At 46.6% G+C, this 12305-nt stretch carries 11 protein-coding genes; 3 read left to right on the forward strand and 8 right to left on the reverse strand.

Annotated elements, in window-relative coordinates; translation table 11 throughout:
* Positions 1–2: 2 nt before the first annotated feature.
* The 5 genes from C8R14_RS03535 to C8R14_RS03555 form a co-directional block, all read right to left on the reverse strand.
* On the reverse strand, positions 3–461 hold the full coding sequence (locus tag C8R14_RS03535; protein ID WP_011634253.1) for a DoxX family protein: 459 nt from the start codon (positions 459–461) through the stop codon (positions 3–5).
* Positions 462–993: 532 nt separating this feature from the next.
* Positions 994–1944, reverse strand: a complete 951-nt coding sequence (locus C8R14_RS03540; protein ID WP_011634254.1) for a polysaccharide deacetylase family protein — start codon at positions 1942–1944, stop codon at positions 994–996.
* A 123-nt stretch (positions 1945–2067) separates the two neighbouring features.
* On the reverse strand, positions 2068–2520 hold the full coding sequence (locus C8R14_RS03545) for a SixA phosphatase family protein (protein WP_011634255.1): 453 nt from the start codon (positions 2518–2520) through the stop codon (positions 2068–2070).
* 88 nt (positions 2521–2608) lie between these two features.
* Positions 2609–3298, reverse strand: a complete 690-nt coding sequence (locus tag C8R14_RS03550) for a VIT1/CCC1 transporter family protein (protein WP_011634256.1) — start codon at positions 3296–3298, stop codon at positions 2609–2611.
* 2 nt (positions 3299–3300) lie between these two features.
* Entirely contained in the window at positions 3301–4005 is a 705-nt protein-coding gene (locus C8R14_RS03555) for an alpha/beta hydrolase (protein WP_011634257.1), read from the reverse strand.
* Positions 4006–4083: 78 nt separating this feature from the next.
* On the opposite strand from C8R14_RS03555, the gene C8R14_RS03560 reads away from it, so the two are divergent.
* Positions 4084–5190, forward strand: a complete 1107-nt coding sequence (locus C8R14_RS03560) for a transglutaminase family protein (protein WP_011634258.1) — start codon at positions 4084–4086, stop codon at positions 5188–5190.
* Between the two features lie 206 nt (positions 5191–5396).
* Here C8R14_RS03560 and C8R14_RS03565 read toward each other — a convergent pair whose 3' ends face one another.
* The 3 genes from C8R14_RS03565 to cysB form a co-directional block, all read right to left on the reverse strand.
* The gene (locus C8R14_RS03565; RefSeq protein ID WP_011634259.1) at positions 5397–7118 is read right to left on the reverse strand and encodes an NADPH-dependent assimilatory sulfite reductase hemoprotein subunit; all 1722 of its coding nucleotides are present in this window, start codon (positions 7116–7118) and stop codon (positions 5397–5399) included.
* Positions 7119–7126: 8 nt separating this feature from the next.
* Positions 7127–8962: an assimilatory sulfite reductase (NADPH) flavoprotein subunit gene (locus C8R14_RS03570; RefSeq protein ID WP_011634260.1), complete on the reverse strand. Its 1836-nt coding sequence runs from the start codon at positions 8960–8962 to the stop codon at positions 7127–7129.
* Between the two features lie 544 nt (positions 8963–9506).
* On the reverse strand, positions 9507–10436 hold the full coding sequence (gene cysB, locus C8R14_RS03575) for an HTH-type transcriptional regulator CysB (RefSeq protein ID WP_011634261.1): 930 nt from the start codon (positions 10434–10436) through the stop codon (positions 9507–9509).
* 230 nt (positions 10437–10666) lie between these two features.
* Here cysB and C8R14_RS03580 point away from each other — a divergent pair, with 230 nt between their 5' ends.
* Together C8R14_RS03580 and cysD are read left to right on the forward strand one after the other, a co-directional pair.
* The gene (locus tag C8R14_RS03580) at positions 10667–11365 is read left to right on the forward strand and encodes a phosphoadenylyl-sulfate reductase (protein WP_011634262.1); all 699 of its coding nucleotides are present in this window, start codon (positions 10667–10669) and stop codon (positions 11363–11365) included.
* A gap of 25 nt (positions 11366–11390) precedes the next feature.
* The gene (cysD, locus tag C8R14_RS03585) at positions 11391–12299 is read left to right on the forward strand and encodes a sulfate adenylyltransferase subunit CysD (RefSeq protein ID WP_049753156.1); all 909 of its coding nucleotides are present in this window, start codon (positions 11391–11393) and stop codon (positions 12297–12299) included.
* The last annotated feature ends 6 nt before the right edge of the window (positions 12300–12305 follow it).

The raw sequence follows: 12305 nt of genomic DNA on the forward strand, positions 1-12305 counted from the left end.
AATTATTTCTCCGGTTTGTTAGGAAACATTGCTTGCAGAGTGTGATCAAGTGAATACTTGCCTGCACCGTGCAGCAGGATACAAATGCTTATTACCATTAAGATAAGGGAGTATTCGTAGCCACTGTTTGTGATGAAGAAACCGTTTGTCCAATGTACAACAACCATCGCAACCAGCATGATCAGTGCGGTTCCCAACGCTGCCGGGCGAGTCAGCATACCCAGCAACAGTGCCAAGCCTCCAAAAAACTCGCCCGAACCTGCCAGCAATGCCATCAAATAACCCGGGCTGAGGCCGATTGAATCCATCCATTGGCCCGTGGCTTCCAGACCGTAACCACCAAACCAGCCAAACAATTTCTGCACACCGTGTGCCATAAACGTTCCGCCTGTTGTTACACGCAGCAGCAGTATTGCCAAATCAGTTTTATCATGTGTTTTCAAGATGGCTGAAATCTTCATTTGCGATCTCCTGTTAGTCGTCTTGCTGTTAACTACTTCGATGCATTGCGATGGGCCTTTTGCCATGTGCTGGGAGTATTGCTATCGGGGTTGAGATTTAGCGCAGTGATTTGTAATGATAACAAGATAAGTCTTTTCAAGCGAATTGGTTATTAAGTGGCTGGTATGACTGCAATATAGCCGGTTTATTCATGCGTCTTCTGGAAAATGCTGGAACGGTATTCGTTGTAGCATGGGTTTATGGTCATTCTCAGTAGCAGGCTTGATTGGATGTTGGGAATTCAAGATCTAACACAATTTCGCTGTTACCGAACGATTTTGCAGATTCAGCGACATATACAGTAATTTTGTACGCGGATTTTTCTTAACCGTAAACTCTAATGGCCAATCTCATCCGGCCGCCCTTCGAGCCTGTACGGAGTTTCCGTACAGGCCTTTTTCATGCTGTACCCTACCGGACACAGCCACTGATTGCGCTGCTATTCACAGTGAGGGACATTTACCATGGTATTCCTGCGGGTCTAGCTTTGCGTCACACAACCTGAATTTCCTGCTTCATGTTGCGAGTCATGCGTAGTACATAGAACAATTCACTTTTATCCCAGGGGGTGAAGCGTGGCAGCTGAAAGAGGTCGCTATTCTGCCGGGCAGCTCCCCATGCTGTTGAAACGGCAGCTTCAAACCCGGCTTCTTTAATCATTTTTATGTGTGCAGGCAGATAGTCTTTTCCCGGCTTGCCATTTGGGTAGGCAAACAGGCGTACTGGCGCGCCAATGATTGCTTCAAGCCTTACCTTGCCTTCCGTTATTTCCATACGAGCAGTCGTATCATCAATGCTCGCAAGTATCGGATGGGTGACGGTGTGGCCGCCTATTTCCATTCCTGCATCGTGTAACCGTTTGACTTGTGCCGAAGTCATCATGAGATTATCTGGTAATTCGGCTGAAATAATGGTGCTAAGTTTTTCTACCTGAGAAGCCCTTGTTTCATGAGACAGATATTTCAGCTTGCCTATCAGAAAAGTTAAAGCTTTCCTCTTTTGTTCAAGCGTGGTAATTACATGAATACCCAGATTGATTGAACTTAGGTCAAGTTTATCCCCTTTGGCAAGGCGTACTGATTCGATGACAGTATCGTTCCACATTCTTCCGCCATCAAGAAAACCAGAAGCAACGAAAAAAGTGGCGGATACTCCATATTGCTGGAGAAGAGGGAGTGCTATTTCAGCATTATCTGCGTAGCCGTCGTCAAATGTGATACAGGCGGCACAACTGGGCAGGGTGCCGCTGCGCAACCTGTTTACTGCCTCGGATAAGGGCAGAACATTGAAGTTATTAACCAGGTAGTTCAAGCCTGTTTCAAACGTCTTTATCCCGCCGCTGCCAAGCAGAAGATCAGGTTCGGGTAAAACACGATGATGAATAACAATAGATAACTTTGCGTTTTTGCCGGCAGGTGAAAACAGTGAGGGCAGTATTTTCATGGGAAACGTATTTGTATTTTGGTCCAACCTCTTTGATAAGGGATCTCGGAATAAGCAAGGATACAGGCAATTCTGCTGTATGAGGTCAGTGTCAGCAGTCATTTTCCATGCTATTTAAGGGATTTACAGTATCTCGGGGGTCATTACGGCTCGCAGGATAATACTTTCTCGCTCATCTTTTTGCTTGCAACTGAACCACCAGACAGAGCCCTTTCGTACACTAAAACCCGTTTCATCCCCTTTTAACAGGAGAGAGGCTATTTCTCCCAGCGTTGGTTGATGCCCCACTACCAGTACAGTGCCTTCTGCCTCAGGCCAGGCAATTGCATTAAGCACTTTGTACGGAGTGGCACCAGTTCCTACTTGATCGCTAGTTTCAAAACGGGTAGTCAGTGCCGAGGCGGTTTGCTGGGTGCGTTTGGCCGGGCTGACTATGATGTGTGTATCTGGTGGCAATTTAGATTTCAGCCATCCAGCCATTTTTTGTGCCTGTTTCAAACCTTTTTCAGTTAATTCACGTGCTGCATCAGGAATACGATCTTCTGCTTCAGCATGGCGCCATAAAATCAGATCCAAGGTTACACTCCTTTTGAATAAACCAGCTCGGGTATTGTGTTGATTGAAATGATGTAAAGCCGACGGTATTGCCGTTATTTAATCGCATTCAGGTGATTTTTTCAAAAAGTGTGCCAGTGAGTGCGGTAAATCCCATGGCAAGTGCCCCCCAGAAAACCACGCGTGTAGCACCTTTCAATATACTTGCTCTTCCAAGATAAGCAGCCAGTGTGCCCAGGGCAGTCAAGGAAAGAAGGGAGGTGGCTGTCACAACAGGGATAATCTGTGATGCAGGAGCAATGATGGTTGCCAGGAGCGGCATGGATGCCCCGAGAGTAAACATGCCTGCCGAGGTGAGAGCGGCGAGAACAGGATTTGCATTGATGTGCTCATGCAGGCCCAATTCATCTCTGAGGTGAGCGCCCAGCGCATCATGTGCCATCAGCTGTCTGGCCACCTCCTTGGCCAGCTCGGGCTTAACACCTCTCCCGATGTAAATATCTGTCAGCTCCTGGATCTCATAATTGATATCCCGGATAAGATGATACTGTTCAAGTGCGATATCTGCTTTTTCTGTGTCTGCCTGGGAGCTTACAGAAACGTATTCTCCTGCAGCCATGGACATGGCGCCGGCAACGAGACCTGCTACGCCTGCCAGCAGAATATCCTCAGTACCCGCATGCGCAGATGCTACACCAATAATCAGGCTAGCTGTGGAAACGATACCATCGTTGGCGCCCAGTACCGCCGCCCGTAGCCAGCCGGTTCGATGCGAGTAGTGAGTGTTATCGTACGTCATAGCTATCTGTTTTGGTGATCTGAAATTAAAGCTTCCTTCAGAATGTTTTTTAGCCAGCGGGAGATATCAATCAGTTCCTGGTCACATACAGCGTGCGCCATCGGATATTCATGCCAGTCAACAGAGTAATGGTAATCGCGCAGCAACTGTAGCGAAGATCGAGCTAATTTAACAGGGACAACAGGATCATAACTACCATGAGCCATGAATATGGGAGTCAATTGATTGGCTACATGTGCCTCCTGTCTGATCTCGTGAACAAGAGGAAGATATCCTGACAGAACCATAATGCCAGCCAGCTTGTCGGGGTGGCGCAAACCTACGTGCAGCGCCATAGCAGCGCCCTGCGAGAACCCGGCAAGGATAATGTGACTGGACGGAATACCTCTCTGGTTTTCATGTTCGATCAATGCTACGATTGCGCGTTGTGATCTGTACAACCCGGCTTTATCTTCCTGCTTAATAAAATCAGTGTGCTGGATGTCATACCACGCTCTCATTGTATGGCCACCATTGATGGTGACGGGTTGTAGAGGAGCATGCGGGAATAAAAAACGAATTGGGGTCGCTGGTAAATCAAGTGTTTGTACAACAGGTACAAAGTCATTGCCATCGGCCCCCAATCCGTGCATCCACAAGACGGTATATAAAGGATTCGATCCGGTTGCAATATCGATTGCGGAAAGCTGAAGCAGGCTGTCAGACATAGGGGTACGTGAAATTGACGTGGTTGGCTGGTAGCGATAAATTTATCGGGTTCAATATTATCATTGATGAGGAGGCGTATGAAACGCAGAGATTTTTTCAAGTTGGTTGGTACAGGCGCTGCAGCAGCTGTTTTGGCTCCGTCTGTTTCGCGAGCTTCCGCGTTACCGTTGAATCAGGCGAAATGGCGCGGCTATCAATTAACGTACCAGATTACTCTGCCCGCCGCAGGCAAGGTTGCAAAGCTATGGCTGCCGTTGCCGGATACAAATGATACGATTTATCAGTTTACACAAGGAAGTAATTGGAGCGGAAAAGCGACTGCTTCTGCATTTTATATGTTACCCGGTACCTCTTCCCCGGTATTTTTTGCAACCTGGCAAAAGGGTGAAGAACGGGCGGTCAAGGTGAGCAGTATTGTCAAAACAGCCTATCGCACTGCTGATCTGAGCTTTTACCAGGCTCCTGCCAAAGTTTCAATTCCCCAGAATATCAAACGCTATCTGCAGCCTACCAGCCAGATTCCATTGGATAATGCTGTAAAAAAAATGGCACATTCCGTGACTAGCCAGGCTAATGCCCATACTCCTTTGCAACAGGCGCGCGCCATTTATGACTGGATAATTAATAATGTTACCTATGACAACAGTGTGCGCGGGCAGGGCAGAGGGGATATACGGAGCATGCTATCCAGAGCAAGTCTTAGTGGAAAATGCGCGGACATCCATTCACTTTTTGTCGGGCTTGCACGCGCTTCCGGCATTCCAGCGAGAATCCAGTACGGGATCCGCATCGGTGAATCCTCTCTTAACAAAAATCTTGGGAAATCTGGTGATATCAGTACTTCCCAGCATTGTCAGGCAGAGTTTTATCTTTCCGGGTTTGGTTGGGTTCCAGTGGATCCGTCTGATGTGGCGAAAGTCATGGCACTGGAATCTCTACCGAACAACCATGACTCGATCAGTCAGCTAAGAGAAAAATTGTTTGGATCCTGGGAAATGAACTGGGTGGCGTTCAACGATGGTGAAAATGTGGATCTGGGCAAGGCATGTGCAGCCGGCAAGCTGCCATTCTTCCTCTATCCACATGCTGAAATTGACGGGCGACAACAAGATAGCCTGGAGCCGGAATCCTTTTCCTACAAAATTACTTCGGCAACGCTGGTGGGTACCGGCGCCAAACTGTAACTCGGTTATAGCCTGATAATTACCCTGCAAGGAGGGCGTTTATCAGGCATCGGTAAGCAATGGCTGTGCTACTGAACCTGGAAAAAGAACATGGCTGGCAGCTGTTTATACAGCAAGAGTAGCTTCTTCTGAGTCACTGCTGTACGCATAACCTCACTTTTGTGAGATTTTTACGCAATATGTAGAGTATCGCCGCATAGCATCAGTTAGTCATTTGAAAAACGTCCTTCTGTTACTTCACGAATAATTCCTGCGCGAATCGTAAAATCACCAAAATGCTCGTCAGGCAATCGTTCTGTCGCATAGTGACGAAGTACTTCATCAAGCGCTTCAAGAATTGCGGCCTCGCCGATATTTTCACGATAAAGGCGATTGAGGCGCTGGCCGTGAAAACCGCCACCCAGATAAAGATTGTATTTACCCGGTGCGCGGCCGGTAAGTCCAATTTCCGCAATGAAAGGGCGGCTGCACCCGTTAGGACATCCTGTCATTCTGAGCGTAATTGGCTCATCTTGCAGATTGTACCGAGTGAGAATTCCTTCAATCTTCGTAATCAAAGTAGGCAGATAACGTTCACTGTCTGCCATTGCCAAGCCACAGGTTGGAAAAGCGACACACGCCATCGAATTCAGACGCAGCACGCTGTGTTCATTAAAAGCAATCAGTCCCGATCCCACCAGTAATGCATCTATCTTCGGTTTGTCGGCAGTGGCAACGTTGGCAATCATGAGATTTTGATTGGGAGTCAGGCGAAAGTGCCCTTTGTGAACATGTGCAATCCGTGCAATTTTGTCGAGCGTATCGCGGTTGAGCCGGCCGTTCTCAACAAACAACGTGAAATGATGATAGCCATCATCCGATTCTACCCAACCATAGATATCTGCATTGGATGTGAAGTGGTAAGGGCGGGCGGGTTCGAGCAATCCGGCACGATCTTCAATTGCCAGTTTGATCCAGTCCAGTCCTTTATCATCGATTGTGTATTTAAAGCGTGCACGTGACCGGTCAGCGCGATTGCCATAGTCGCGCTGAACTCCCATGACAGCTTCGGTAACAGAAATAAGTCTGTCTGGCGTAATGAAGCCAATAACTGATGCGGTGCGCGGATAGGTATGCGGTACCTTGTCGGTACGCCCCATTCCACCGCCGATTGCTATATTGAATCCCGCTATTTTTCCATCTTTACCCGCGATTGCGATATAACCCAGATCCTGAGCATAAATATCAATATCATTATTGGGCGGGATCACAAATCCAATCTTGAACTTACGGGGCATATAGGTTCGCCCGTAGAATGGTTCTTCCGGTTCAGATGAAGCAATACGTTCTTCACCATACCAGATTTCATGATAGCCCCTGGTTTTGGGAATGACATGATCACTTACTGTTTTTGCCAGTGCTGCCAGTTCTGCCTGCAGAGCCGGAAATTGAGGATTAACCGTAGCCATTACACCGCGTGAATCATCTCCGCATGCAGCAACTGTATCGAGCAATACTTCATGAAGACCACGAATAACCGGAACAATATTGTGCTTGAGCACCCAATGAAACTGGAAAGTCTGTCTGGTGGTCATGCGTAACGTTTCATTACCGTGCGCACAGGCAAGCTCTGAAATCTTCAGCCAGCGTTCGGTTGTGCAGATACCCCCCGGCAAACGCACACGGATCATGAACTGAAAAGCGGGTTCCAGTTTTTGGCGACGGCGTTCATCACGAACATCCCGGTCATCTTGTTGATAAATACCGTGAAACTTCATCAGCTTGATATCGTCGCCTGGTACAGCAGATGTAATACGGTCAAGCAGTCCAAGTGCGATTGTGCCACGCAGGTATTCACTTCCAGCCTTCAGTGCCTCATCCGGGCTTAGGCGCTCAAGTGGTTGGGAAATATCGCAGCTGCGATCAGTGGGAGGGAGTGTGTCTGCCATTTCTATTCTCAATAAACGTCGCGCTGATAGCGCCCATCGCGTTGCAGGTTGCGAAGATACTCTTCTGCTTCTTCGCGCTGAACGCTTGCTTGTTCTTCGATTACGGTGACCAATGTATTGTGGACATCAGGCGCCAGGCGTAACGCATCTCCACATATATAAATATGTGCACCTTCTTCCAACCAAGCATAGACATCGTGTGCATGTTCATGAATACGGTGCTGAACATAAGTTTTCTCTGCGTTATCTCGTGAGAAAGCGACATCCATTTTTGTCAGAATGCTATTTTTTAACCAGTCCTGCCACTCGGTCTGATAAAGAAAATCCACACGGAAATTGCGTTCTCCAAAAAATAACCATGAACGGCCACCGCCATTTGCTTCGCGTTCTTGCATAAAGGCACGGTAAGGTGCCACACCGGTACCAGCGCCGATCATGATGATGGGTTCGCCATTGGGTGGCAGGCGAAAGTATGGATTACTCTGAATGTAGACCGGTAATATGGAATCAGCGTTTGCACGATCAGCAAGGTGGCTGGATGCAACACCTGAACGAATTTCTCCATGCAGCTTATAACGTACTGGTGCGACAGTGATATGTGCCTCATCAGGGCAAATCGCCAGGCTGGAGGAAATAGAGTAGAGGCGCGGTTGCAGAGGGCGCAACCCGTCGATAAAACGCTGTGGATCAAGACCTTTGAGCGGAAAAGCGCGAATAATATCAATAATATGATGCTCATGAAGGAATGCCGCACGTTCGACATTATCCATTGCAGTAAAAATATCGGTTGTGCCAGTCAATTCACCCCAGTGATCAAGAAAACGCAGTGTTGCTGTGGTAATTTCGAATAATTTGCTAAGCGCTTCAAAGAGTGTTGTTACCTGACCCTTTACGGTCAGCGATGTGCCTGGATTCATGTCGAGCGTGGTCAGTAGTGCCTCAACCATCACAGGATCGTTGTTCGCCACGATGCCCAACGCATCGCCCGGCTCATAGGTTAAAGCGGAATCAGCAAGTGATATTTCGATGTGGTGTGTTTCCCGGGTAGAGCCGCGACCCGAGAGAACAATGTTGTCAATGACAGTTGCAGGGAAGGGGTTTCGTTTACCGTAAGCTGAATTATCAGCTTGCTGAGTACTTCCTGTTGTCTCTAGTTGTGATGCGGCGGATGATGTCGCCGCTCTTTTCTCGGCGGTGAGTAGCGCCAGTATATTGCTACTCCATGCAGCAGCCAGTTCTTCATAATCCACATCACAGTCAATGCGTGGCTGCAGCCGTTTTGCGCCCAGTTCCTCGAAACGCTCATCAAGACGTTTGCCGGCGCCACAAAAATGTTCATAGCTCATGTCGCCCAGCGCAAGTATGGCGTAACGTAGTTCAGGTAGTGCTGGCGCCTTGCGGCTTTCGATTAATTCAAAAAACTCCATTCCAGACTGAGGTGGGTCTCCTTCTCCATGGGTGGAGGTGATGATCAGAAGATCCTGCTCTTCTTTGAGTTTGCGAACTTTGTAATCAGCTATGTCAACCAATGTCGGGTTGAGTCCTTGTTCAATAGCCAGTGCTGCCAAACGGATTGCCAGTTCGGTGCTGTTACCGGTTTCACTGATATGAAGGATTGTAAGTGAACGAGCTGCAACTGGTTCTGCTTGTACTACTGCTGTGGAAATGCGTGTATCTGGAGATTGAGCCGCAGTAGTACCCTTGTGTAACAAGGCTGACCCAATGCCAGCAAAGTAACCGCTGATCCAATACGCATGTTCAGGTGTAAGAGAAGAGCTTAGTGCTTCGACAAGACGCCACTGTTCTGCAGTCAGAGCGGCTCCTGAGAATTGTGATACCGTCATTTTATTTTATATTTTGGAAGTTTTTCACACGTAGAAATACGTAGAAATGAGATATCCAGCTGGTGGTTGAAATTTTGTAGATATGGCAAATCAATTAAAAACCCGTTTACGCCTGTTTCAGCTTTGCTGTTACAGCACTCTTTAAATAAAGAGTGCAAGCATAGCAACTATTTTTATAATTCAAAAGAATATTAAATTAATTATATATCGTATTTTGTTATATGAAGTATATCTGGATGGCCAAAGAAATTAATAATACTAATTAATTATAAAATAATAGGGAGCGTGAGCTATCCTGGCTCCCGGTCGGAAATTTATTCTTTTATGGTGCTAGTGCTCGCTTATTCAGCTTTATTGTTGCGGGTGTTGCAGGCTGTCAGGCGGAACGTGTATTTCAGCAATATTTATGTTGTGGTGCCGCCTCTAATTTCCGAAGAATATACTGAAATTTTAAGGGGCGGAGTCTACCAGAAAGCGTTCTAGTCATCAATCCGGACAGGGTGGGAGCCTTTTTGTCTATGCCAATTGTTACTACCAATAGCAGTTAGTTTTCAGGATTTCTGAGCAGCCTATTGATCGTTTCTGTATCAAGATGTGTCGCAAACATCTCAATAAAATCGTAAATGTAGTGGCGGATGTAGCTGTTGCGACAGATACCGATGCGAGTAGTACTGGGTTCAAACAGATGTGCGGCATCAATGGCCCGCAACTTTTTATCGCGAGCCGGATCAAAGGCCATCTTTGCCAGAATGCCTACGCCCAAACCGATTTCTACATAGGTTTTGATTACATCCGCGTCAAGTGCTGTCAGTACCACGTTGGGCTTTAATCCTCTGGATTCAAATGCCTGATTGATTTTGGATCGACCGGTAAAAGCAAAATCGTAGGTAATGATTGTGTATTGAGCGATGGATTCAAGCGTTAACTCCTTAAGTTGGAGTAGTGGATGCCGAGGCGGAACGACGACACAACGATTCCATTCATAACAAGGCAACATAACGAGTTCGTCGAATAATTCGATGGCTTCGGTTGCGATAGCCAAATCGGCTTCACCAGATGAAACCCAGGTGGATATTTCTATAGGGCTTCCCTGTCGCAAGGATAATCTGATTTTTGGGTGGCGTTCGATAAAGCGCTTGATTACAGGAGGGAGCACATACCGTGCTTGTGTGTGAGTAGTTGCAATAACAAATGTACCGCTCTCCTTATCATTAAATTCATTTCCAATTTTTTTCAGGTTATCTGCGTCCTGCAGCATTCGTTGGGCAGTTTCCAGGATCGCAAGCCCTGGCTGAGTGATACTGGTAAGACGTTTACCGTGGCGTGTAAAAATCTCGACCCCCAACTCTTGTTCCAATAGCTGGATTTGTCGACTGACCCCAGGTTGTGAAGTATGCAGAGCATTCGCAGCCTTGGATAAATTCAGCTTTTGTTTTGCAATTTCACGAAGGTATCTCAATTGCTGGAGTTTCATTTATATAACAAACTATAATATATAATTAATTTAATATTCTTTTATATTATAAATATTATTGTTATGCTTGCATATATGTTTAAAGTGCAATGTAAAAATGAGGTCATTTGTGTTGTGTATCATTCGAAGCTATGACAAGTAGCGTAGCGTAAGGATTCACATCGGGTTGGCGTGCTTATATAGATTTTTTATGGATATGTATTTGTCAGGTAAAATAACGCTTTATTAATATGGATGAGCAAACATTGCAACAGAAGGTTGAGCAGTTACACAGTTTGTTAGGTAATATCCAGCGGGATTATTCTCCCGCTGTATTTGCCAACAGTTTTGGTGCTGAAGATATGGTATTGACTGATGTAATCGCTCGCCATCATCCGGAAATTGGCATATTTACGCTTGATACCGGACGTCTTCCACAGGAAACTTATGATCTGATACAAAAGACGAAGGAGCGTTATGGTGTTTCCGTCCATGCTTATTTTCCTGATTCATCGTCTGTTGAGAACTATGTGACGCAATATGGCCCAAATGGGTTTTATGAAAGTATTGATCTGCGAAAACGTTGTTGCTATATACGAAAAGTTGAACCGCTAAAGCGTGCTTTGGCTGGAAAGCGTGCCTGGATTACAGGAATGCGTCGCGAGCAATCAACCACCCGGGAGGAGCTGAAGTTATCAGTATTTGATAACATTCACGGTATACATAAATTTAATCCCTTGTGCGACTGGACTGAGAAGGATGTATGGAACTATATAAAGCAGCACAATATTCCCTACAATGCGTTGCATGACCAATTTTATCCCAGCATCGGCTGTGCTCCATGTACTCGGGCAATAACTCCCGGGGAAGATATTCGATCCGGGCGTTGGTGGTGGGAAAACCCAGACTCTAAAGAATGTGGTTTACATACTACAAAAGCAGAAACATAAGTTAATGTTCTTAAATCAAAATAAAATGAATCAACAGTCATATTTTACACATTTGGATGCCTTGGAAAACGAGGCTATCCATATCATGCGAGAAGTTGCGGCAGAGTGTGCCAATCCGGTACTGTTGTTTTCAGGGGGCAAGGATTCGGTTGTTTTGCTGAGACTGGCTGAAAAAGCCTTTCGCCCGAGCCATTTTCCTTTTCCGTTGATGCATATCGATACGGGCCATAATTTTCCGGAAGTAATTGAATTTCGGGATTATCGGGCCAAACAATTGGGAGAACGCCTGATTGTACGCAGCATGGAGGATTCTATTCAGCGTGGCAGGGTCATATTGCGATCCAAGAACCAAAGCCGCAATCCTTTTCAGGCAGTTACTTTACTGGACGCCATTTCAGAATTCGGGTTTGATGCCTGCATTGGCGGTGCTCGCAGAGACGAGGAAAAAGCACGTGCGAAAGAACGTATTTTTTCGTTTCGGGATGAGTTCGGTCAATGGGATCCAAAGAATCAGCGCCCAGAATTATGGAGTCTCTATAATGCGCGAACTCACCCTGGAGAAAACATCAGGGTTTTTCCTATCAGTAACTGGACAGAATTGGATATATGGCAATATATCGGCCGGGAACAGCTGGAAATTCCATCTATCTATTATGCTCATGAGAGAGATGTAATTGTGCGAAATAGTAGTCTGCTGCCGGTGTCGTACCTGGTTCAGCCCGAGGCGGGGGAAAGTGTACAACATATGATGGTGCGATTCCGTACGGTTGGTGATATGAGCTGTACCTGTCCGGTCGCTTCTCAGGCCAGGGGTGTCGAGGAAATCATCGTGGAAACAGCATTAACACGAATTACTGAGCGCGGGGCAACACGTATGGATGATCGTACTTCTGAGGCATCAATGGAGTTGCGTAAACGGGAAGGTTATTTCTAGGACAGT

Origin of the sequence: Nitrosomonas eutropha (assembly GCF_003201195.1) — a bacterium.
Lineage (GTDB): Bacteria > Pseudomonadota > Gammaproteobacteria > Burkholderiales > Nitrosomonadaceae > Nitrosomonas > Nitrosomonas eutropha.